The 21,945-nt window shown below is 69.5% G+C and carries 20 protein-coding genes and 1 pseudogene; 16 read left to right on the top strand and 5 right to left on the bottom strand.

Annotated features, from left to right (window positions below):
- Positions 1-9: 9 nt before the first annotated feature.
- Positions 10-1,590 (top strand): ABC transporter substrate-binding protein, encoded by a 1,581-nt coding sequence (locus ACWGJM_RS04155; protein ID WP_453410104.1) that lies wholly within the window; start codon positions 10-12, stop codon positions 1,588-1,590.
- 86 nt (positions 1,591-1,676) lie between these two features.
- Here ACWGJM_RS04155 and ACWGJM_RS04150 read toward each other — a convergent pair whose 3' ends face one another.
- Both ACWGJM_RS04150 and ACWGJM_RS04145 read right to left on the bottom strand, forming a co-directional pair.
- The gene (locus ACWGJM_RS04150; protein WP_361205373.1) at positions 1,677-2,348 is read right to left on the bottom strand and encodes a response regulator transcription factor; all 672 of its coding nucleotides are present in this window, start codon (positions 2,346-2,348) and stop codon (positions 1,677-1,679) included.
- A gap of 14 nt (positions 2,349-2,362) precedes the next feature.
- Entirely contained in the window at positions 2,363-3,358 is a 996-nt protein-coding gene (locus ACWGJM_RS04145) for a RecB family exonuclease (RefSeq protein ID WP_453410103.1), read from the bottom strand.
- A gap of 185 nt (positions 3,359-3,543) precedes the next feature.
- Here ACWGJM_RS04145 and ACWGJM_RS04140 point away from each other — a divergent pair, with 185 nt between their 5' ends.
- The 3 genes from ACWGJM_RS04140 (at position 3,544) to ACWGJM_RS04130 (ending at position 6,990) form a co-directional block, all read left to right on the top strand.
- On the top strand, positions 3,544-5,190 hold the full coding sequence (locus ACWGJM_RS04140; protein ID WP_453410102.1) for a site-2 protease family protein: 1,647 nt from the start codon (positions 3,544-3,546) through the stop codon (positions 5,188-5,190).
- Between the two features lie 50 nt (positions 5,191-5,240).
- Complete coding sequence (locus ACWGJM_RS04135; RefSeq protein WP_390736950.1) at positions 5,241-6,143, top strand: tRNA (adenine-N1)-methyltransferase; 903 nt, start codon at positions 5,241-5,243, stop codon at positions 6,141-6,143.
- Between the two features lie 265 nt (positions 6,144-6,408).
- A complete protein-coding gene (locus ACWGJM_RS04130) occupies positions 6,409-6,990 on the top strand; it encodes a hypothetical protein (RefSeq protein ID WP_453410101.1) in 582 nt (193 codons plus the stop codon).
- Positions 6,991-7,055: 65 nt separating this feature from the next.
- Here ACWGJM_RS04130 and ACWGJM_RS04125 read toward each other — a convergent pair whose 3' ends face one another.
- A complete protein-coding gene (locus tag ACWGJM_RS04125) occupies positions 7,056-7,361 on the bottom strand; it encodes a ferredoxin (RefSeq protein WP_453410100.1) in 306 nt (101 codons plus the stop codon).
- Between the two features lie 243 nt (positions 7,362-7,604).
- Between ACWGJM_RS04125 and arc the strand changes: the two genes are divergently transcribed.
- The 6 genes from arc (at position 7,605) to prcA (ending at position 13,622) form a co-directional block, all read left to right on the top strand.
- The gene (gene arc, locus ACWGJM_RS04120) at positions 7,605-9,371 is read left to right on the top strand and encodes a proteasome ATPase (RefSeq protein ID WP_453410099.1); all 1,767 of its coding nucleotides are present in this window, start codon (positions 7,605-7,607) and stop codon (positions 9,369-9,371) included.
- A gap of 232 nt (positions 9,372-9,603) precedes the next feature.
- Entirely contained in the window at positions 9,604-11,115 is a 1,512-nt protein-coding gene (dop, locus tag ACWGJM_RS04115) for a depupylase/deamidase Dop (RefSeq protein WP_453410098.1), read from the top strand.
- A gap of 199 nt (positions 11,116-11,314) precedes the next feature.
- Positions 11,315-11,533, top strand: coding sequence for a ubiquitin-like protein Pup (locus ACWGJM_RS04110; RefSeq protein ID WP_011027899.1), 219 nt, complete (start codon positions 11,315-11,317; stop codon positions 11,531-11,533).
- A gap of 6 nt (positions 11,534-11,539) precedes the next feature.
- A complete protein-coding gene (locus ACWGJM_RS04105; RefSeq protein WP_453410097.1) occupies positions 11,540-12,013 on the top strand; it encodes an endonuclease VII domain-containing protein in 474 nt (157 codons plus the stop codon).
- Positions 11,965-12,810, top strand: coding sequence for a proteasome subunit beta (prcB, locus tag ACWGJM_RS04100; RefSeq protein WP_453410096.1), 846 nt, complete (start codon positions 11,965-11,967; stop codon positions 12,808-12,810). The genes ACWGJM_RS04105 and prcB overlap by 49 nt, the downstream gene beginning before the upstream one ends.
- A 59-nt stretch (positions 12,811-12,869) precedes the next feature.
- The gene (prcA, locus tag ACWGJM_RS04095; RefSeq protein WP_453410095.1) at positions 12,870-13,622 is read left to right on the top strand and encodes a proteasome subunit alpha; all 753 of its coding nucleotides are present in this window, start codon (positions 12,870-12,872) and stop codon (positions 13,620-13,622) included.
- 63 nt (positions 13,623-13,685) lie between these two features.
- Here prcA and ACWGJM_RS04090 read toward each other — a convergent pair whose 3' ends face one another.
- Together ACWGJM_RS04090 and ACWGJM_RS04085 are read right to left on the bottom strand one after the other, a co-directional pair.
- On the bottom strand, positions 13,686-14,702 hold the full coding sequence (locus ACWGJM_RS04090) for a LacI family DNA-binding transcriptional regulator (RefSeq protein ID WP_453410094.1): 1,017 nt from the start codon (positions 14,700-14,702) through the stop codon (positions 13,686-13,688).
- Between the two features lie 226 nt (positions 14,703-14,928).
- On the bottom strand, positions 14,929-16,146 hold the full coding sequence (locus tag ACWGJM_RS04085; protein ID WP_453410093.1) for an MFS transporter: 1,218 nt from the start codon (positions 16,144-16,146) through the stop codon (positions 14,929-14,931).
- A gap of 290 nt (positions 16,147-16,436) precedes the next feature.
- Between ACWGJM_RS04085 and ACWGJM_RS04080 the strand changes: the two are divergent.
- The 6 genes and pseudogenes from ACWGJM_RS04080 to ACWGJM_RS04055 all read left to right on the top strand — a co-directional run.
- Positions 16,437-16,723, top strand: a pseudogene (locus ACWGJM_RS04080) (MFS transporter); the annotation flags it as partial.
- Positions 16,724-16,732: 9 nt separating this feature from the next.
- Positions 16,733-18,094, top strand: a complete 1,362-nt coding sequence (gene pafA / locus ACWGJM_RS04075) for a Pup--protein ligase (RefSeq protein ID WP_055622880.1) — start codon at positions 16,733-16,735, stop codon at positions 18,092-18,094.
- Between the two features lie 158 nt (positions 18,095-18,252).
- Entirely contained in the window at positions 18,253-19,272 is a 1,020-nt protein-coding gene (locus ACWGJM_RS04070; RefSeq protein ID WP_453410092.1) for an FKBP-type peptidyl-prolyl cis-trans isomerase, read from the top strand.
- Positions 19,273-19,366: 94 nt separating this feature from the next.
- Complete coding sequence (locus ACWGJM_RS04065) at positions 19,367-19,747, top strand: FKBP-type peptidyl-prolyl cis-trans isomerase (RefSeq protein WP_355930588.1); 381 nt, start codon at positions 19,367-19,369, stop codon at positions 19,745-19,747.
- 128 nt (positions 19,748-19,875) lie between these two features.
- Positions 19,876-20,853, top strand: coding sequence for a helix-turn-helix transcriptional regulator (locus ACWGJM_RS04060; protein WP_453410091.1), 978 nt, complete (start codon positions 19,876-19,878; stop codon positions 20,851-20,853).
- A gap of 15 nt (positions 20,854-20,868) precedes the next feature.
- A complete protein-coding gene (locus tag ACWGJM_RS04055; protein WP_453410090.1) occupies positions 20,869-21,858 on the top strand; it encodes a helix-turn-helix transcriptional regulator in 990 nt (329 codons plus the stop codon).
- Positions 21,859-21,945 lie beyond the last annotated feature (87 nt).

The raw sequence follows: 21,945 nt of genomic DNA, 5'->3' as shown, positions 1-21,945 counted from the left end.
GGCACCGCAGTGAACATGCGCACTCAGTGGCCGGTCCTGCCCGTCATAGCGGGGCTGGCCTCCGGTCTGCTGACCGGCTGCGGCTCGGGGAGCGGTGATTCCGGGGGCAGCGGCTCCTCCGTGGTGATGGGGATGTCCGACGACGTCCTCGCCACCGATCCCGCCTCCGGTTACGACCCCGGCTCCTGGCTGTTGTTCAACAACGTCTTCCAGTCGCTGCTGGCCTTCCCGAAGGGCGGGACGGAACCTGAGCCGGAGGCGGCCAAGGAGTGCGCCTTCAGTGACACCCAGGCCAAGGTCTACAAGTGCACCCTGAAGGACGGCCTCCAGTTCAGCAACGGTGACGCCCTCACCTCCGAGGACGTGAAGTTCTCCTTCGACCGCATGCTGAAGATCAACGACGCGGCCGGTCCCGCGATCATGTTCCCGATGCTCGTCAAGGTCGAAACCCCGGACGCCAAGACGGTGGTGTTCCGGCTGAAGGTGCCGGACGCCACCTTCCCCAGCAAGATCGCCTCCGGTGCCGGCTCCATCGTCGACCACAGCCAGTACGACGCCGACGCGCTGCGCAAGGACAACAAGGCCGTCGGCTCCGGCCCCTACCAGCTGGACTCCTTCGGCAAGGACGAGGCCGTCTTCTCCGTCAACCCGCACTACAAGGGCACCGCCGAGGTGAAGAACTCCGGCGTGACCCTCAAGTTCTTCCACGGCAAGCAGGCCGAGCTGAAGGACGCCCTCGTCCACGGCAAGGTCGACATCGCCTACCGCGGTCTGACCGCCGGCGCCATCGCCGACATCGAGAAGCAGGACGACAGCAGCGGCATCGAGGTCATCGAGGGCAGCAGCGCCGAGGTCCAGCACCTCGTCTTCAACATGGACGACCCCGTGGCCGGAAGGCTCGGCGTCCGCAAGGCCATGGCCTACCTGATCGACCGCGACGCCCTGATCAGGAACGTCTACGAGGACACCGCGACCCCGCTGTACTCGATCGTCCCGGCCGGCATCACCGGCCACAACACGGCCTTCTTCGACACCTACGGCGCCCGCCCCTCCAAGGCCAAGGCCACCGCCGCCCTGCACGCCGACGGCATCACCGGCAAGGTGAGACTCACCCTCTGGTCCACGCCCTCCCGCTACGGACCCGCCACCGACCAGGAACTGAAGGCGATCGCCGCCCAGCTCAACGCCAGCGGCCTGTTCACCGCCGACGTCAGGTCCGTCGCGTACGACCAGTACGAAAAGGACGTCGTCAAGGGCAAGTACGGCGTGTACGTCAAGGGCTGGGTGCCCGACTACCCGGACGCCGACAACTTCACCTCGCCCTTCTTCGGCAAGGGCAACGTGCTCAGCAACCACTACACCAACAGCACGATCACCGGCTCCCTCATCCCGCGCACGGCCGCCCAGAGCGACCGCGCCGCCACCACCCCGGAGTTCGCCCGGCTCCAGAACATCGTCGCCGAAGAACTGCCCGTCCTGCCGGTCTGGCAGGCCAAGCAGTACGCGGTCGTCCGCGACGGGGTCTTTGGCCTGGCGTACTGCCTCGATGCCTCGACCGTGTTCCGCTTCTGGGAACTCAGCAAGGGCTGACAGCCGGTCGCCGGCGCACGAAGCCGACACACGAAGGGCGCCCCCTCCCTCGGGAAGGGGGCGCCCTTTGCCGGTCGTACGGCCCGCTACTGCGCGCCGGGGCGCACCAGCCCGCTCTCGTACGCGTACACCGCCGCCTGCACCCGGTCCCGCAACCCCAGCTTGGTCAGCACATGACCCACATGCGTCTTCACGGTCGTCTCGCTGACGAACAGGTCGGCGGCGATCTCGGCGTTCGACAGTCCTCGCGCCACCAGCTTCAGCACCTCGACCTCCCGGTCGGTCAGGGTGTGCAGCGTGTCCGGCACCGGCTCGTCCCCCGACGGCAGATGCGTGGCGTACTTGTCCAGCAGCCGGCGCGTGATGCTCGGCGCGAGCATCGCCTCCCCGGCCGCCACCACCCGGATGGCCTGCACCAGCTCGGTGGCGGGCGCGTCCTTGAGCAGGAAGCCGCTCGCCCCGGCACGCAGCGCCTCCACCACGTACTCGTCCAGGTCGAACGTGGTCAGCACCAGCACCTTCGCCGGGCCGTCCCGACCGGGACCGGTGATCTGCCGGGTCGCCTCCACCCCGTCCATCCGCGGCATGCGGATGTCCATCAGCACCACATCCGGCTGCAGGGCGCGCACCTGGTCGAGGGCCTGGAGGCCGTCTCCGGCCTCGCCGACGACCGCGATGTCCTGCTCCGCCTCCAGGATCATCCGGAACCCGGTGCGCAGCAGCGGCTGGTCGTCGACCAGTAGGACGCGGATGGCCACGTAAGTCTCCTTCGCTAGTCCGGCCCCATTCTGCCCTGCGGCACGGCCCGCGACTCGGCCGCCCTCACCGGCAGCGGATACGGCGGGGGAGTGCCACCGAACTCCGGACAGTGCGCCTGGTGATCGCACCAGCCGCACAGCTTCGTCGGCCGCGGCCGCCACTCACCGGTCTGCGTCGCCTCCTGGATCGCCTCCCACAGCGCCAGCAGCTTGCGCTCCACCCGCTCCAGGTCGGCGAGGACCGGGTCGTACGTCAGCACGTCACCGCTGCCGAGGTAGACCAGCTGGAGCCGGCGCGGGATCACGTTCTTCAGCCGCCAGACGACCAGGGCGTAGAACTTCATCTGGAACAGCGCGCCCTCGGCGTACGCGGGTCTCGGCGCCTTGCCCGTCTTGTAGTCGACGATCCGCACCTCGCCGGTCGCCGCCACGTCCACCCGGTCGATGATCCCGCGCAGCCGCAGCCCCGACTCCAGCTCCGCCTCCACGAACAGCTCGCGCTCGGCCGGCTCCAGGCGGGTCGGGTCCTCCAGCGTGAACCACCGCTCGACCAGCCGCTCGGCCTCGCCCAGCCAGCGGGCCAGCCGCTCGCCCTCCGGATCGTCCGCGAACAGCTCGACAACCTCCGGCCTGGTCTCCCGCAGCCGGTCCCACTGGCCGGGGATCAGCGACTTGGCACGGGGCGCGGTCCGCTCGGTCGCCGGCGCGTCGAAGAGCCGCTCCAGCACCGCGTGCACCAGCGTGCCCCTGGTCGCCGCCTCGCTCGGCTTCTCCGGCAGCCGGTCGATCACCCGGAACCGGTACAGCAGGGGGCACTGCATGAAGTCACTCGCCCGCGAGGGCGACAGGGAAGCGGGCGGTACGACGGGGCGCCCGGCCGCCGTGTCCGCCGGGGCGACCGTGGCCGCCGTGTCCGGCACAGACGTCTCCGCCCCACCCGTGAGCAGCGGATCCGCTTCCGCGCCCGCGCCGCCCCCGGCTTCCGCCGTGCCCTCGATGCTGCTGTCCATGACCACAGACCATACGGCCCGCCACTGACAGTCACCCAGCCGCGGGCCGCACCTGTGGACAACGCCGGGCAGAACGCAGGGGGTGCCGGGGCGGAACGCGCGACGACGGCCGCATACCATCGACCTCGAGACCCTTCCGCCCGGCACCCGGCAGACGCGGAAGACGCTTCGAACGAGGGGACACCGTGGACGTGAGCGGCGCGAGCGGGCAGCCGCGGTCCGGCAACGACGAGCCGGCCGAGCACCCCGCGGGTCCTACGGCCCCGGCCACCGGCCCCGGCCCCGGCCCGCACGAGACGCCTGCCGCCATCGGCCGAACCCCCGACCCGGACGGAGCGCCGGGCCCCGCCCCCGCGGCTGACGAGCGGCAGAGCGACTCCACCCCGTCCCGTCCGGAGTCCGGCGAGGAAACCCCCGACGCCCCGGCGGCCACCCCGCGTGACGAGCCCGACGGCGCCCCCGCCGCCCGCCCGGACGCGGCCGAGCCGCCCGCCCCCGCGGCTGACGAGCGGCAGAACGACTCCACCCCGTCCCGTCCGGAGCCCGGCGAGGACGTCCCCCGGCCGCACGCCGCGCCTCCGCCCACCCATCCGCACCCGGGCGACACCACCAGCCGCTCCGAAGCCCACACCGGTACCAGGAGGGGCCGCCCGCCCCGGCGCCCCCGCGAACCCGGCGGCGGACTGCTCATGGGACGCCCCTTCGGCGTGCCGGTGTACGTCGCACCCAGCTGGTTCCTCGTCGCCGCGCTGATCACCTGGGTGTTCGGCGGACAGCTCGACCGCGTGCTGCCCGAACTCGGCGCCGCCCGCTATCTCGTCTCCCTCTTCTTCGCCGTCGCCTTCTACGCCTCCGTCCTGATCCACGAGCTCGCCCACACCGTCGCGGCCCTCCGCTTCAAACTCCCGGTCCGCCGCATCCAGCTCCAGTTCTTCGGCGGGGTCTCCGAGATCGAGAAGGAGGCCGAGACCCCCGGACGGGAGTTCGTCCTGGCCTTCGTCGGCCCGCTGCTATCCCTCGTCCTCGCCGGGCTGTTCTACCTCGCCATGCTGCCCGTCGAACCCGGCACCGTCCCCGGCGTCCTGCTGGCCGGTCTCATGGTCTCCAACCTCATCGTGGCCGCCTTCAACCTCCTGCCCGGCCTCCCCCTCGACGGCGGCCGCATGCTCCGCGCCGTCGTCTGGAAGATCACCGGCAAACCCATGAGCGGCACGATCGCAGCCGCCTGGTTCGGCCGCGCCCTCGCCGTCACCGTCCTCATCGGCCTCCCGCTGCTCACCCAGTCCGGCGCGCTCGGCTCCACCGCCGAGGACAACGTCGGCATGGACACCGTCACCGACGCCCTGCTCGCCGCGATCCTCGCCGCGATCATCTGGACCGGCGCCGGCAACAGCCTGCGCATGGCCCGGCTCCGCGAACACCTGCCGGAACTACGCGCCCGCAACCTCACCCGCCGCGCCGTCCCCGTGGAGACCGACACCCCGCTGTCCGAGGCCCTGCGCCGCGCCAACGCCGCCGGCGCCCGCGCCCTGGTCGTCGTCGACGCCGACGGCAACCCCCTCTCCCTCGTCCGCGAGGCCGCCATCGTCGGCGTACCCGAACACCGCCGCCCCTGGGTCACGGTCAGCGGCCTCGCCCAGGAACTCACCGACGGCATGCGCGTCTCCGCGGAACTGGCCGGCGAGGGCCTCCTCGACGCCCTGCGCGCCACCCCCGCGACCGAGTACCTCGTCGTGGAGGACACCGGCGAGATCTACGGCGTCCTGTCCGCCGCCGACGTGGAACGGGCCTTCGTCAAGGCGATGGCCCGGCCCACCCCGCAGTCCTCCTAGGAGCCCCGCAGGTGGTCGGCGGCCCCTGTAAACGCCGGTAGGCTGGTCACATGTCCGAACCGACCGGTGCCGCCCGCAGGCGCGGGCCCTTCAAGGTCGGGGACCAGGTACAGCTGACCGACCCCAAGGGCCGCCACTACACGTTCACGCTCGAGGCCGGGAAGAACTTCCACACCCACAAGGGTTCCTTCCCGCACGACGAACTGATCGGCGCTCCCGAGGGCAGCGTTGTCCGCACCACCGGAAACGTCGCCTACCTCGCGCTGCGCCCCCTGCTCCCCGACTACGTCCTGTCCATGCCCCGCGGGGCAGCCGTCGTCTATCCCAAGGACGCGGGGCAGATCCTCGCCTTCGCCGACATCTTCCCCGGCGCGCGCGTCGTCGAGGCCGGCGTCGGCTCCGGCTCGCTCAGCAGCTTCCTGCTGCGCGCCATCGGCGACCACGGCATGCTGCACAGCTACGAGCGCCGTGAGGACTTCGCCGACATCGCCAAGCAGAACGTCGAGCGCTACTTCGGCGGCCCCCACCCGGCCTGGCAGCTCACCGTCGGCGACCTCCAGGACAACCTGTCCGACACCGACGTCGACCGAGTCATCCTCGACATGCTCGCCCCCTGGGAATGCCTGGAGGCCGTCTCCAAGGCACTGGTGCCCGGCGGCATCCTGTGCTGCTACGTCGCCACCACCACCCAGCTCGCCCGGACCGTGGAGTCCATCCGCGAGATCGGCTGCTTCAACGAGCCGACCTCCTGGGAGACCATGATCCGCAACTGGCACATCGAGGGCCTGGCCGTACGCCCCGACCACCGGATGATCGGTCACACCGGCTTCCTCCTCACCGCCCGCCGCCTCGCCGACGGCGTCGAGCCGCCCATGCGCCGCCGCCGCCCCGCCAAGGGCGCCTACGGCGAGGACTACGCCGGCCCCAACGCCGACGGAGGCGCCGGCCGCTGAGCCGCCACCTTCCGATCGTCCCTTCTGCGGCATTGCCACCCCTGTGACGGCATTTGCCGCCCAGTCGCACCAACGCGCGGGTGCCACGGCGAAGTTCCCAGGACTCACCCGGAACTCCGCCAGGGCGCCCGCGCGTTGACGGAGCAACAGGAACCGAGCGCCCTGCGGGCCGAGGAACCCCTGACCCTGCCGTTCCCCCGAACTGTGACGTGTGGCACCATGCTGGCCACCCCCACCGGCACAGCCCTCACAGGAGACGCTCCTAGTGCAGCAATCCGCCGTACCGGAACTCGCTCACGCCCACCCCCGTCCGATCCACTGGCTCGCCACCGCCACGGCCGTCGCCGGTGTCGTGGCCTTCTCCTCGGTCCTCCAGCCCGGCTCCGCCACCGCCGCCCAGCCGAGCACCGGCACCGAAGCGAAGTCCGCTCCCGTGGCCGCCGCACCACCCACCACCGCAGGCGTCGCCTTCCCCCTCGCATGCGGACGCGTGAAGGCCGTGGTGGCCAAGAAGGCGACCGGGGACCTCGACGGCGACGGCAACCCCGAGACGGTCGCCGTGGTCCACTGCGACTCCGCCATGGGCACCCCGCCCGACGGCGTCTACGTCCTCACCCGCGCCGCCGACGCCGAGAAGCCCCGCGTCGTCGCCACCCTCGTCGACCCCAAGGACCGGCTCAACGTCACCGACTTCACCGTCCGCGCCGGAGCCGTCACCGCCACCCTGCTCGGCTACTCCTCGTCCGACGTACCGAGTTGCTGCCCCGACCTCAAGACCCCGGCCAAGTGGCAGTGGAAGGGGAACGCGTTCGTCCGCTCCTCGCCCGACCAGGCCCACAGCGTCTGAAATCGGCCCCCCGCGCGCGGACCATGTGAGAAATCAGACAATGCTCACGGCATGTGCCCGAAAGATCACTCCACGTCAGGGCCGTAAACCTCCACCTTGTCCAAAACCCGACGCACATGGATGCAGTCGCCCGGACACTCCTTCGCGGAATCCACCACATCCGTGAGAAGCGGCAGCGGCACGGGCGTTGCGGCCCCCCTGGCCTGCAACAGCTCCTCGTCCGGGCCCTTCACGTAAGCCAGGCCGTCGATGTCCAGCTCGAACACCTCCGGGGCGTACTGGGCGCAGATACCGTCGCCCGTACAGAGATCCTGGTCGATCCAGACCTCCAGCGCCTCGCCGTCGCTTCGGGTCTCCTGTTGCACGGTCATCTCTCCTGCCGTTTGAACGCCGAGCCGACGGGAATCCGGCCAGCTCTGACGGGTGTTGAACGCCTCGACCCTACCTGCGGCGGCTTCCCAATCATGTTCGGTGGGTATTCCCCTGATGCGAGGGAGAGCGCAAGGGTGAAGATCGGACACTCCTTGACAGTCTTTGTGATCTAGGGGTTTCAATCGACACCCACCCAGGTAGGGTCTGGAAGCGTCCAGCTCCCCTTGGAGGAGGTGAGGACCGTGGCAGCCCACGACGACGACATGAACCGCGGCATCCGCCCGGGACGAGGGTCCGACGACCCGGCCGGGCAGATCGCCTACCTTGAGCAGGAGATCGCCGTCCTGCGACGCAAGCTCGCCGACTCTCCGCGACACACGAGGATTCTCGAAGAGCGGATCGTCGAGCTGCAGACGAACCTGGCCGGCGTGTCCGCCCAGAACGAGCGACTCGCCAACACACTCCGCGAGGCCCGCGACCAGATCGTGGCCCTCAAGGAAGAGGTCGACCGGCTCGCCCAGCCGCCGGCCGGCTTCGGCGTCTTCCTGCAGGCCATCGAGGACGGCACCGCCGACATCTTCACCGGCGGCCGCAAGCTCCGGGTGAACGTCAGCCCGAGCGTCGAACTCGACGACCTCAGGCGCGGCCAGGAAGTAATGCTCAACGAAGCGCTCAACGTGGTCGAAGCCATGGAGTACGAGCGCGTCGGGGACATCGTCACCCTCAAGGAGATCCTCGAGGACGGCGAGCGTGCCCTGGTGCTCGGGCACACCGACGAGGAACGGGTGGTACGGCTCGCCGAGCCGCTGCTGGACGTCACCATCCGCCCCGGCGACGCCCTGCTGCTCGAACCCCGCTCCGGCTACGTCTACGAGGTGGTCCCCAAGAGCGAGGTCGAGGAACTCGTCCTCGAAGAGGTGCCCGACATCGGCTACGAGCAGATCGGCGGCCTCGGCGGCCAGATCGAGGCCATCCGCGACGCGGTCGAGCTCCCCTACCTCTACCCGGACCTGTTCAAGGAGCACGAACTGCGCCCGCCCAAGGGTGTCCTGCTCTACGGACCCCCCGGATGCGGCAAGACGCTCATCGCCAAGGCCGTCGCCAACTCGCTGGCCAAGAAGGTCGCCGAGGTCACCGGCCAGGCCGCCGGCAAGAGCTTCTTCCTCAACATCAAGGGCCCCGAGCTCCTGAACAAGTACGTCGGCGAGACCGAGCGGCAGATCCGCCTCGTCTTCCAGCGAGCCCGGGAGAAGGCCAGCGAGGGCACTCCCGTGATCGTCTTCTTCGACGAGATGGAGTCCCTCTTCCGCACCCGAGGCTCCGGCGTCAGCTCGGACGTGGAGAACACCATCGTCCCGCAGCTGCTCGCCGAGATCGACGGCGTGGAAGGCCTGCAGAACGTGGTCGTCATCGGCGCCTCCAACCGCGAGGACATGATCGACCCCGCCATCCTGCGGCCCGGCCGGCTCGACGTGAAGATCAAGATCGAGCGTCCGGACGCCGAAGCGGCCAAGGACATCTTCGGGAAGTACCTCACCGAGCGCCTCCCGCTCCACGGGGACGACCTCGGCGAGCACAGCGGCGACAGGTCCACCACGGTCCAGAGCATGATCCAGAGCGCGGTCGAGCACATGTACGCCGAATCCGAGGAAAACCGCTTCCTGGAGGTCACCTACGCCAACGGCGACAAGGAAGTCCTCTACTTCAAGGACTTCAATTCCGGCGCCATGATCGAAAACATCGTCGGACGCGCCAAGAAAATGGCGATCAAGGACTTCCTCGAACACAACCAGAAGGGACTCCGCGTCTCCCACCTCCTCCAGGCCTGCGTGGACGAGTTCAAGGAGAACGAGGACCTCCCGAACACCACCAACCCCGACGACTGGGCCCGCATCTCCGGAAAGAAGGGCGAACGGATCGTCTACATCCGCACCCTCATCACCGGAAAGCAGGGCGCGGACACCGGACGCTCCATCGACACGGTGGCGAACACCGGGCAGTACCTGTAAAAACAGGGCGGCTGCGGGTGCCCTCCACGGGTACCCGCAGCCGACTGCTTTTCGGGCACGGCCGGAGCACGCAAATGACGCAAATGATCTCCCCACCAGTGCAAAGGCGTTCTAGGCTCTTTCCTACCGCCGAGTCGCGCAGTGCGGGGACGGGCACCGCACACGCACCGGAGCGCCAGCGGTACTTGAGCGGCGTCCACGACCGAGGGCGCCGCCGGGCAAGGAGGGCCGCATGACTGTACGGCGAGTAATGGGCATCGAGACGGAGTACGGCATCTCCGTCCCCGGCCACCCCAACGCCAATGCCATGCTCACCTCATCCCAGATCGTCAACGCCTACGCCGCGGCGATGCACCGGGCCCGCCGGGCCCGCTGGGACTTCGAGGAGGAGAACCCGCTGCGGGACGCCCGAGGCTTCGACCTCGCCCGCGAGGCCGCCGACTCCAGCCAGCTCACCGACGAGGACATCGGCCTCGCCAACGTGATCCTCACCAACGGCGCGCGCCTCTACGTCGACCACGCACACCCTGAATACAGCGCCCCCGAGGTCACCAACCCCCGCGACGCCGTCCTCTGGGACAAGGCCGGAGAGCGGATCATGGCCGAGGCCGCGGAACGGGCCGCCCAGCTCCCCGGAGCCCAGCCGATCCACCTCTACAAGAACAACACCGACAACAAGGGCGCCTCCTACGGGACGCACGAGAACTACCTGATGAAGCGGGAAACCCCGTTCTCGGACATCGTGCGCCACCTCACGCCCTTCTTCGTCTCCCGCCAGGTCTTCGCAGGTGCCGGCCGTGTCGGCATCGGCCAGGACGGCCACGAACACGGGTTCCAGCTCAGCCAGCGCGCCGACTACTTCGAAGTCGAGGTGGGCCTGGAGACGACGCTGAAGCGCCCGATCATCAACACCCGGGACGAGCCTCACGCGGACGCGGAGAAGTACCGCCGCCTGCACGTGATCATCGGCGACGCCAACCTCTCCGAGATCTCCACCTACCTCAAGCTCGGCACGACCGCCCTGGTCCTGTCCATGATCGAGGACGGCTTCATCGCCGTCGACCTGGCCGTCGACCAGCCCGTGCGCACCCTCCACCAGGTCTCCCACGACCCGACGCTCAAGCGCCTGGTCACTCTGCGCAGCGGCCGGACACTCACCGCCGTCCAGCTTCAGATGGAGTACTTCGAGCTCTCGCGCAAATACGTCGAGGAACGCTTCGGCGCGGACGCCGACGAGCAGACCAAGGACGTCCTGTCCCGCTGGGAGGACACCCTCAACCGGCTCGAGCACGACCCCATGAGCCTCGCCGGGGAGCTCGACTGGGTGGCCAAACGGGAGCTCATGGAGGGCTACCGCCGCCGTGACAGCCTCGACTGGGACGCCGCCCGGCTGCATCTGGTGGACCTCCAGTACGCCGACGTACGGCCCGAGAAGGGCCTGTACAACCGTCTGGTGGCCCGCGGGCGCGTCAAGCGACTCCTGGACGAGGCCGAGGTCGACCGGGCCCGTACGAAGCCGCCAGAGGACACACGGGCCTACTTCCGCGGGCGCTGCCTCGAGCAGTACGCCGACGACGTCGCGGCGGCCTCCTGGGACTCGGTGATCTTCGACCTGCCCGGCCGGGACTCGCTCCAGCGCGTTCCAACCCTCGAACCACTTCGCGGAACGCGAAATCACGTCAAGGAACTCCTGGACCGCTGCCGCACGGCGGAAGACCTGGTCAGGGTCCTGTCAGGCGGCTGAGCGGGGCTTTCCGGGTACTCGGACCGCCCCGGGCGGGCAGGGTGGAAATCCCGCCGTCCGGGAATCATCGAGGTGGCCCCCGTACGTTGGAGAAACTGCGGGGCCGATGTCGGACCCGGCTTGTAGGGTCTGATCATCACCGATCGGCAGGAATGCCGACCTGTCGACCATGTCGGGCGAACTGAGCGGGGTGAGGGTTATGGCGACCAAGGACACCGGCGGCGGCCAGCAGAAGGCGACGCGCTCCACCGAGGAGGTCGAGGAGCAGGCGCAGGACGCGCAGGCTTCGGAAGACCTCAAGGAGCGCCAGGAGAAACTGAGCGATGACGTGGACTCCGTCCTGGACGAAATCGATGATGTGCTCGAGGAGAACGCCGAGGACTTCGTTCGGTCATTTGTCCAAAAGGGTGGAGAGTAGTACTAAATGTCCACTTTGGGTGCCGAGAAGCGATGCTCGGCATGCAAGCGGACGCTCCCCATCAGCGCATTCGCGGCCAACAGGTCCGAGCTCGACGGGCTTCAGGATCGTTGCCGCGAATGCGGGGCGGAGGCCTGCCGACGCGGCCTCGAAGCCGAGGGCATGAAAAGGGCGTGCCGCGCTGTCGCGGGACGCGAGCGTCACCTGAAGCGCCACTACGGCCCCACCCAAGCCGACCGTGATGCGTCGGCCGCCTCTCGGGCGGGGCTCTGCGTGATCTACCGGATGGCTCCGGCCGCACATGTGGATCACTGCCACAAGACGGGTAGGGTCCGTGGCGTACTGTGCTTCAACTGCAATTCGGCCATCGGCAAGTTGGGGGACGACCCCGACGCCGCTCGGCGGGCCGCTGCCTCTCTGGAAGGAATCTCGTGGAAGCCAATACTCGTGGCACCGGGCGTCTACCAGCTGCCTTCCTGACGCCTGGATCCTCCTCCTTCATGGATTTTCTCTCCGAGCACCAGCCCGAGATGCTGCCCGGCAACCGGCAGCTGCCCCCGACCCAGGGCGTGATCGAGGCGCCGCACGGCACCACGATCGTGGCCGTCACCTTCCCGGGCGGCGTGGTGCTCGCCGGTGACCGCCGGGCCACCATGGGCAACGTCATCGCGCAGCGGGACATCGAGAAGGTGTTCCCGGCCGACGAGTACTCGGCCGTCGGCATCGCCGGTACCGCCGGTCTCGCCGTGGAGATGGTCAAGCTCTTCCAGCTCGAGCTGGAGCACTTCGAGAAGGTCGAGGGCGCCCAGCTGTCGCTGGAGGGCAAGGCGAACCGGCTGTCGACCATGATCCGTTCCAACCTCGGCATGGCCATGCAGGGCCTGGCCGTGGTGCCGCTCTTCGCCGGTTACGACGTCGACCGCGAGAAGGGCCGCATCTTCTCCTACGACGTCACGGGCGGCCGCTCCGAGGAGCACGGCTACGCGGCGACGGGCTCCGGCTCGATCTTCGCGCGCGGTGCCATGAAGAAGCTGTTCCGTGAGGACCTGACCGAGGACCAGGCCACGACCCTCGTGGTGCAGGCGCTGTACGACGCGGCTGACGACGACTCGGCGACCGGTGGTCCCGATGTCGCCCGCCGGATCTACCCCATCGTCACCGTGATCACCGAGGACGGCTTCCGCCGGCTCACCGACGACGAGGGCTCCGAGATCGCCCGCGCGATCCTGGAGCGGCGGCTGGAGCAGCCCGACGGCCCCCGGGCCGCCCTTCTCTAGGCCGCGGCCCGTGTTGTCCAGGTGATCGAGTGACTTCCACAGAAAGGGACGGATAACCGGTGTCGACGCCGTTCTATGTCTCACCCCAGCAGGCCATGGCCGACCGGGCGGAGTACGCCCGCAAGGGCATCGCCCGTGGCCGCAGCCTCGTGGTGCTCCAGTACGCCGACGGCATCGTCTTCGTCGGTGAGAACCCGTCCCGCGCGCTGCACAAGTTCAGCGAGATCTACGACCGGATCGGCTTCGCGGCCGCCGGCAAGTACAACGAGTACGAGAACCTGCGGATCGGTGGCGTGCGCTACGCCGACCTGCGCGGTTACACCTACGACCGGGACGACGTCACGGCCAGGGGTCTGGCCAACGTCTACGCCCAGACGCTGGGCACGATCTTCTCGAGTGCGGCCGAGAAGCCGTACGAGGTGGAGCTGGTGGTCGCCGAGGTGGGGGAGACCCCGGAGGGTGACCAGATCTACCGCCTGCCGCACGACGGTTCGATCGTCGACGAGCACGGTTCGGTCGCGGTCGGCGGCAACGCCGAGCAGATCAGCAGCTTCCTCGACCAGCGTCACCAGGACGGTATGTCGCTGGCCGAGGCGCTCAAGCTGGCGGTTCAGGCCCTCTCCCGCGACACCAACGGCAGTGAGCGGGAGATTCCCGCCGAGCGCCTGGAGGTCGCGGTGCTGGACCGTACGCGGCCGCAGCAGCGCAAGTTCAAGCGGATCGTCGGCCGGCAGCTCTCCCGGCTGCTGGCGGTCAACGGCGCGAGCACGGAGGCGGAGAGCGCCGAGGAGGACAGCTCCGAGGAGGAGTAGGTCCTCGTCCCGCACGTCGCCGCCACGCGCCCCGGTCGACCCTTTCGGCCGGGGCGCGTGGCGTCAGGTGGCGCCTGGTGCCGCCGTGGAGCCCCGTACCACCAGTTCCACCGGTATGTCCCCGCCCTCCGGCCGCGAGCCCTCCAGAACCGCGAGGAGGGCACGCATGCCGCGTTCGCCGAAGAGCTCGGCGTCCAGGCGGACGGTGGTCAATTCGGGGTCGATGGCGGTGGCGAGGGCGAGGTCGTCGAGGCCGGTGACGGACATGTCGTCCGGGATGCGCAGGCCTAGGCGGCGCAGGGCCTTGTAGGCGCCTGCGGCGAGTTTGTCGTCGTCGCAGACCAGGGCGGTGGGGTGGGGGCCCGGGCCGGTCAGGGCGGCGGTGGTGGCGGCGAGGGCGCCTTCGATGGAGATGGGGGCGTGGACGGTGCGGATGTCGGTGCCGGGGACGGCGCCGACGTGTGCGGCCAGCTCACGCGCGCGTACCTCGAAGGTCCAGGAGGCGACGTCCGCGGCGAGGTGCAGGAAGCGCCGGTGGCCGAGTCCGAGCAGGTGTTCGGCGACCTGTCGTACGCCGTCCGCGATGTCCAGATTGACCGTGGCGGCGCCGAGGCTGCCGTCGGGGTCGCTGTCGAGCATGACGAGGGGGAGTTGGTCGCCCCGGATGGCGGTGAGGGCGTCGGCGGCCATGGAGGAGGCGATGACGCCGTCGAGGGCCGCCTGGGCGGAGGCGAAGGGGTCGCGGGCGGGTCCGATGCCCTCGGGGGAGGGGTAGAGGACGACGCCGAAGCCGTGCTGGGCGGCGACGCGGGCGGCACCCGTGTAGACGCCGGCGAAGAATTCGGTGGTGAGTGCGGGCACGACGAGGAGGACGGTGCGGGTGCGGCCGAGGCGCAGGTTGCGGGCGGCGAGGTTGGGCCGGTAGCCGAGGTCGCGTGCGGCTTCCCGGACGCGTTCGGCGGTGGCCGCCGACACCCGGCCGCGCCATTTGTCGCCGAGGACGAGTGAGACGGCCGCTTGTGAGACCCCGGCGGCCTGGGCGACGTCACGGCTTGTCGGGCGCGTGTTGCTGGGTGCCACCGTGGGTGCGCTCCTTCGGCTGGTTCGTTGCCCCCGTCCGTCGTCCGGACGCGTGAACAGCGCACATGGTACGTATGGAAAGTCGACGTCATACGTAAAACCTCGAGTCAGTCGATGGCCGCGGTGGCCTCGGCCCTGATGAAGGAGCCCTGGCTCGCCCGTCGGCATTCGCCGGCCCGGCCGCCGCACGGCCGGGATCACGGCCGACGCGGCCATGCGCATCGCGTCACGGTGCGAGTTGCGCCGGGGAAACAGCAGAAGCCTGGGTGCCCGCACGCGGAACCGTATCCAGCCGGGACTGCCCGGCCAGGAGGATGAGAATGCTGACCGCGAGACCCAGCACGCCGCACGCCGCCGCCCATCTCGGACCGCCATGCTCCAGGACCAACCCGACGGCGGCGGCCCCGAGCGCCGTGCCCGCGGTCATCAGCGTGACGAGCCAGGCGAACGCCTCGGTGACGGTGCCCGCTGGGGCGAGCGCTCCTACCAGGACGAAGGAGACCGTCAGCACCGGTGCGAGGAACAGCCCGGTCAGCAGCATCAGGCAGGACATCCATGGTGGCGAGGGCACCAGGCACAGGAGTGCATAGCCCGGTGCCAGGCCGACGGACAGCAGCAGAGTCCTGCGCGCAGGCCGGACCGGCCAGCGGCGTACAGCGCCGTAAGCAAGTCCCCCGACCAGAGCGCCGAGGGCGTTGAGAGCCAGGAGTGTCGGGGCGCCCCCGGGAATCCGGTGGTCCTCCGCATAGGCCACGACGACGACATTGAGCGTGCCGAGCGCAACGCCCACACCGGTGAGGCTGACCAGCAGGACCACGAGCCCCTGGCTGCGCAGCGGGCCGAGCCAGTCGCTCTTGCGGGCAGGTGCCCGCCAGGCTCGGACGGGTTCGGCGGTGGCGACCACGAGCACACCCGCGAGCCCCAGCAGCGCGGCGGCCCACAAGGATTCCACCGGTGAGGCCACGGAGACACAGCCGGCGACGATCAGCGGCCCGCCCACGAAGATCAGTTCCTGGGAGGCGGAGTCCAGGGCGTAGGCCGACTCCAGCTTCTCGGCGGCGACGACCGTCGGCCACAGTGCCCTCAGACAGGGCTCCAGCGGCGGCGATGCCGCACCCGCCAGGACGGCTCCGGCAAGGACGGAAGCCTGCCGGCCCGGGGCCGCCGCGATCACAAGGAACCCGCAGCCCGCCAGTACGGCTGCCGGCAGCAGCACCAGGGCCTGGCCGACGCGGTCCACCAGCCGGCCGAGCAGCGGCCCTCCTACGGCGGTGGCGATGGCAAACGCCGCAACGGCGAATCCGACGAACCAGTACGGTGCGTCTGCGTTGCGCAGCGCCAGGGGGATCGCGATCGCAGCCATCCCGCTCGGCAGCCGCCCGACAAGGGTGCCCGACAGCAGCCGGGATACATGCGGACTCCGCAGGAGGCTCACGTAACTCATCGCGCACCTTGATCGAGGACGGGAACCGAGGCCTCATCGGCCAGGTGCACATGGCTGGCACCCCAGCGTCTGGCGGGGACGGCCGGGCTGAGGATGTTCGTCATCAAATGTCCCTGTCCACAGAAAACGGGCAGTGAGGTACCGGCTGCCGTGCATGCGGAACCGTGATCGTCGTATGACCTCACCTGACTAGGTTATACGTAACACTTGGATGGGCAACTCTTTTCCCGTCAACTTCGCCATCGAGCGCACGCGCCGACACGCGGCCGGCTGATGGCGGCGCCGGGCCTCTGGGTGCGCTGGTGGACGGCACGGTGTACGGGGCGCGGCGGTGGGCCGGTGTGCCCGAGCGGCGACTGAGGGTGCTGGTCGGTCTTCTGGCGGTGTGTCACCTGCCGCCGATGCTGAGGCCGGATTCGCCGCGCCGGGTGTGGCGCGTGCGGTGTCGTTGCTGGTCCTGGTGGCCACCGGGCGGGTCCTCGCAGCTCCCGCCGGGGGTGCGGTCGTTGCGGCTTCACCGGAAAATGATCCAAATCGTGCTGCCGAACCCCGTTTCAGCTCGGGGGATCGGGCGTAATGTTCACTCATGGACCGCCGCATTTTCGGGCTGGAGAACGAGTACGGCGTCACGTGCACGTTCAGGGGACAGCGCCGCCTGTCGCCTGACGAGGTGGCGCGGTACCTCTTCCGCCGTGTCGTGTCATGGGGCCGCAGCAGTAATGTCTTTCTGCGAAACGGCGCCCGCCTCTATCTCGACGTGGGGTCACATCCGGAATACGCGACACCCGAATGTGACAATGTGACCGAACTGGTCACCCACGACAAGGCGGGCGAGCGCATTCTCGAAGGACTCCTGGTGGACGCGGAACGACGCCTGCACGAGGAGGGAATCGCGGGCGACGTCTACCTCTTCAAGAACAACACGGACTCGGCGGGCAACTCCTATGGTTGCCACGAGAACTATCTGGTGGCCCGGCACGGGGAGTTCTCCCGGCTCGCGGACATCCTCATTCCGTTCCTGGTCACCCGGCAGCTGCTGTGCGGCGCCGGCAAGGTGCTCCAGACCCCGCGTGGCGCGGTGTACTGCGTCAGTCAGCGGGCGGAGCACATCTGGGAGGGCGTCTCCTCGGCGACGACCCGCTCCCGGCCCATCATCAACACGCGCGACGAGCCGCATGCGGACGCCGAGCGCTACCGCCGCCTGCATGTCATCGTGGGCGACTCGAACATGTCCGAGACGACCATGCTGCTCAAGGTCGGCGCCACCGACCTGGTGCTGCGCATGATCGAGGCGGGCACGGTGATGCGGGACCTCACCCTGGAGAACCCGATCCGGGCGATCCGCGAGGTCAGCCACGACATCACCGGCCGGCGCAAGGTGCGGCTGGCCAGCGGCCGCGAGGCCTCCGCGCTGGAGGTGCAGCGGGAGTACTACGAGAAGGCCGTGGACTTCTGCGAGCGCCGCGGCATCCGTACCGGCACGGTCGAGCAGGTGCTGGAGCTGTGGGGCCGCACGCTGGACGCGATCGAGACCGAGGACCTCGACCGTATCGGCACCGAGATCGACTGGGTGATGAAGTACAAGCTCATCGAGCGGTACCGGGCCAAGCACAACATGACGATGTCGCATCCGCGGGTCGCCCAGATAGACCTCGCCTACCACGACATCCACCGTCGTCGTGGCCTGTACTACCTGCTTGAGAAGAAGGGCCAAGCCACCCGGATCTGCAACGACTTGAAGATCTTCGAGGGCAAGTCGGTTCCTCCGCAGACCACTCGGGCGCGGCTGCGCGGTGACTTCATCCGGCGGGCGCAGGAGCAGCGCCGGGACTTCACGGTCGACTGGGTGCACCTGAAGCTGAACGACCAGGCGCAGCGGACCGTGTTGTGCAAGGACCCGTTCCGTTCGGTGGACGACCGGGTGGAGAAGCTGATCGCCGGAATGTGAGCCGGGCGTTCACACCGAGTGTTTGTGGGCCAAGCGTTTCTGCACATCAATGCGGGAACGTCACACGGGCGCCGTACGTTTTCCGTACGGCGCCCGTGTCACGCCGTAGAGTTGCGCGCACGCCATCCACAAGATCGACCGATTACGAGGCTCCCCCCGTGCGCCGACGCTCCCTCCTCCTTGCCGCCGTACCCGCAGGACTGGTCACGCTCGCCGGTTGCGGCGACGGCTCGTCCGAATCGAGCAAGGCCTCCGCGTCGCCGTCGCCGTCGGCCTCCGCCTCCTCCGCTCCGCCGCCGAAGATCGTGGATGGGCCGCTGCCCGCCATCACCGCGGGCACGAAGTTCGGCGAGAAGCCGACGGTGGCGAAGGGCACGGGGGAGCCGTCGAAGAACCTGGCGGTCAGGACGGCGATCGCGGGCAGCGGCCGCACGGTCGCGGAGAACGACTTCATCGTGGCGAACTACCTGGGCCAGATCTGGGCCACGGCGAAGGTCTTCGACAACTCCTACGACCGTAAGGCGCCCCTGGTCATGCAGCTCGCCCAGGGCAGCATCATCGACGGCTGGCGGTACGCCCTGGCGGGCAAGAAGGTAGGCAGCCGGATCGAGATGGCCGTCCCGCCGACCTGGGGATACGGCAAGTCCGGTAACCCGGACGCGGGCATCAAGGGCACCGACACGCTGGTCTTCGTCGTCGACCTGGTGGACTTCTTCAACTCCAAGAGCTCCAGCAAGGGCAAGCCGGTCGCGCAGAACGACGCAAGTCTGCCGAAGATCGGCACCAAGACGGACGGCAGTGCCCCCTCGGTCGACATCCAGCAGCCGGATCCGCCGAAGAAACTCGTGTCGAACTACGTCCTGGAGGGCGACGGGCCCGAGGTCAAGGCGAGCCAGACCATTTTGTGTCAGTTCCAGGGCTTGGTCTGGAAGAAGGGCAACAAGGGCAAGCCGTTCGTCGCGACGTACGGCACCGGGCGGCTGAGCCAGCTCTCCCTGGAGCAGATGCAGCAGGTCGTCAAGGGCCTGGCCGATGGAGTCACGGGCAAGAAGGTGGGCAGCCGGGTCCTGATCGTGGTGCCCCCGGACCAGGGCTACGGCGACAACCCGCCGAGCGGCAGCCCCATCAAGAAGGACTCCACGCTGGTGTTCACCGTGGACATCCTGGCGGCGATGTAGCGCGCGGCGTGTGGTCCGCTCGCCGCGGGCGCGAGCGGCCCGGAGATGAAAGACTGTCCGCGTTCCGAGTCGTACACAAGCAGGAGCTCTAGACGTGAACATCGAGAAGCCCGAGATCGACTTCCCGGGCGGCGAGCCCCCGGCCGACCTCGAGATCAAGGACATCTGGGAGGGGGACGGCGAGGTCGCCGCGGCCGGTGACTTCGTCAAGGTTCACTACGTGGGCGTCGCGTTCTCCACCGGCGAGGAGTTCGACGCCTCCTGGAACCGCGGCACCCCGCTGGACTTCCAGCTCGGTGTCGGCCAGGTCATCCAGGGCTGGGACAAGGGCGTGCAGGGCATGAAGGTCGGCGGTCGCCGCCAGCTGGTCATCCCCGCGCACCTCGCGTACGGCGACCGGGGTGCCGGTGGCCGGATCGCCCCGGGCGAGACGCTGATCTTCGTCTGCGACCTGGTGGGCGTTGCCAAGCGCTGACCGCTCCTGGTCGAACGAGGGCCCGTGCTGTCCGCATGGGCCCTCGGTTTTGCACCGGCTTTCGCCGCGACGCTCCGGAGCGGTACGGTCATCGGTTGGAACCACCATAGGGAAGGCGAAGGGCGTCGATGGCCATTGCCAAGGCCGAGCGGCTGATGAACCTGGCGCTGTGCTTGCTGGGGACACGTCGGCCGCTCAGCAAGCGCGAGCTGCGTGACTCCATCGAGGCCTACGTCGAGGCGGGGAGGCCGGACAAGGGCACGGCGGGATCCGACGACTCCTTCAGCCGGATGTTCGAGCGCGACAAGGACGACCTGCGCGAGCTGGGACTGGTGATCGAGACCGTCGAGAACATCGACGGTGAGGTCGGCTACCTGGCCCGCCGCGACAGCAACCGTCTGCCGCCCATCACCTTGGACGCCGAGGAGGCCGCCGCCCTGGGCCTGGCCGCCAAGGTCTGGCAGCAGGCCCGGCTGGCCGGCGCGGCCAGTGGCGCCCTGCAGAAGCTGCGCGCGGCCGGCCTGCCCGAGGACGTCGACCCGTACGAGGCGCACGGTGCTCTGGAGCCGCGCATCCCGGTGCACGAGGCCGCCTTCGAGCCGCTGATGCTGGCCTGCCGCGACCGCCGCCCGGTCGTCTTCGACTACCGCAAGGCCTCCGCGGCCCACCCGGAGCCCCGGCATGTGGAGCCGTGGGCGCTGGAGTGCTGGCGCGGTCACTGGTACCTGGCGGGCTGGGATCGCGACCGGGGCGCCGAGCGCGTGTTCCGGCTGTCGCGGATCACCGGGAAGGTGCGTACTCGGGGCAACGGTTTCACCGCCCCGGTCCCCGACGTGGTCACCGTCCGCGAGACCGTGGCGAGCTGGGCGGGCGAGATCGCGGATCGCACGGCCCTGATCCGGCTGCGTTCGGACGCCGGTTACCCCCTTCGGGCGAAAGCCACCTCGGTGCGGGAACTCGGAGACGGCTGGGACGAGTTGGAGATTCCGTACGGGCACGGTCTGGACGCCTGGCTGGTGGAGTTCGGTCCGGACGTGGTGGTCCTGGAGCCCGCCGAGCTGCGGGCCGACGTGGTGGACCGGCTGCGTGCCGTGGCCAAGGGCTGAGGGGGAAGCAGAACAGTGGCAGGCAAACCGGTCCGGTCCGTGAACGCCATCGACCAGACCCGGCGGATGCTCTCCCTGGTGACGTATCTGCGTGAGCGCCCCGGCGCCCGGGTCGCGGACGTGGCGCGCGCCTTCGGGATCACCGAGGACGAGCTGGTCTCGGATCTCGACGTGTTGCCCATGTGCGGCACCAGTTTCCGTGGCGGCGACCTGCTCGACATCGACACCGACGGCGAGCGCATCTGGTGGCACAACCCCGCGGCGCTCGGCGCGGACGCCGCGGAGCCGCTCAGGCTCGCCGCCGACGAGGCCACCGCCCTGCTCGTGGCCGCCCGGGCCGTCGCCACCCTGCCCGGCCTGCGGGAGGGCGACCGGCAGGCGCTGCTGCGGGCGACGGCCAAGGTGGAGGCCGCGGCCGGCGAGGCGGCCGGCGCCAGCGCCCGGCTGTCGGTGACCTTCGAGTCCGAGGGCGGTGTCTTCGCCGATGTCGACCGGGCGATCTCCGAGCGCCGTCGGCTGTGGATCCGCTACTACTCGCCCGCCCGGGACGAGCTCACCGAGCGCGAGATCGACCCCATCCGCCTGGTCAGCGTCGGCCACACCTATGTCGAGGCCTGGTGCCGCCGCTCCGAGGCCCGGCGTACCTTCCGGCTCGACCGGGTCGCCGAGATCAGGATCCTCGACGAGCCGTCGGCGCCGCCGGAGATAGAACTGCGGGACCTCTCCGAAGCGCTGGTGCAGCCCGCCGCCGAGGACCCGGAGGTCGTTGTCGAGGTCGACCCCGGTGGCCGCTGGGTGGCCGAGTACTACCCGCACGACAGCGCGGATGAGCTTCCCGACGGCGGACTGCGTATCACCTTGCGTACCCCCGATCCGGCATCGCTCAGACGTCTGGCGCTGCGGCTGGGCCGCGACGGCCGGATCGTGTCGCCGCCCGAGTTGGCCGCCAGCGCCCGCCAGGCGGCGACCGAGGCGCTCGTGGCGTACGACGCGCCGCAGGCGTGACGAATGCTGTGCCTGGCGTTCATGACCGGCGGGAGTGAGCCGCGGGGGGCGCGCCGGCTGTGGCGCCCCGGAGGCGGACCACCAGAA

It is taken from the genome of Streptomyces sp. NPDC054834 (genome assembly GCF_053611185.1).
Note: the sequence above shows the minus strand (reverse complement) of the source record. Positions and strands in the feature narration are given on the sequence as shown.

Bases quoted from the DNA above. Each gene is read 5' to 3' on its own strand.
- ACWGJM_RS04145 (WP_453410103.1), bottom strand. From the start codon at position 3,358: ATGGACAGCAGCATCGAGGGCACGGCGGAAGCCGGGGGCGGCGCGGGC.
- dop (WP_453410098.1), top strand. From the start codon at position 9,604: ATGACTGTACGGCGAGTAATGGGCATCGAGACGGAGTACGGCATCTCC.
- ACWGJM_RS04125 (WP_453410100.1), bottom strand. From the start codon at position 7,361: ATGACCGTGCAACAGGAGACCCGAAGCGACGGCGAGGCGCTGGAGGTC.
- ACWGJM_RS04110 (WP_011027899.1), top strand. From the start codon at position 11,315: ATGGCGACCAAGGACACCGGCGGCGGCCAGCAGAAGGCGACGCGCTCC.
- ACWGJM_RS04060 (WP_453410091.1), top strand. From the start codon at position 19,876: ATGGCCATTGCCAAGGCCGAGCGGCTGATGAACCTGGCGCTGTGCTTG.
- ACWGJM_RS04085 (WP_453410093.1), bottom strand. From the start codon at position 16,146: ATGAGTTACGTGAGCCTCCTGCGGAGTCCGCATGTATCCCGGCTGCTG.
- ACWGJM_RS04105 (WP_453410097.1), top strand. From the start codon at position 11,540: ATGTCCACTTTGGGTGCCGAGAAGCGATGCTCGGCATGCAAGCGGACG.
- ACWGJM_RS04135 (WP_390736950.1), top strand. From the start codon at position 5,241: ATGTCCGAACCGACCGGTGCCGCCCGCAGGCGCGGGCCCTTCAAGGTC.
- pafA (WP_055622880.1), top strand. From the start codon at position 16,733: ATGGACCGCCGCATTTTCGGGCTGGAGAACGAGTACGGCGTCACGTGC.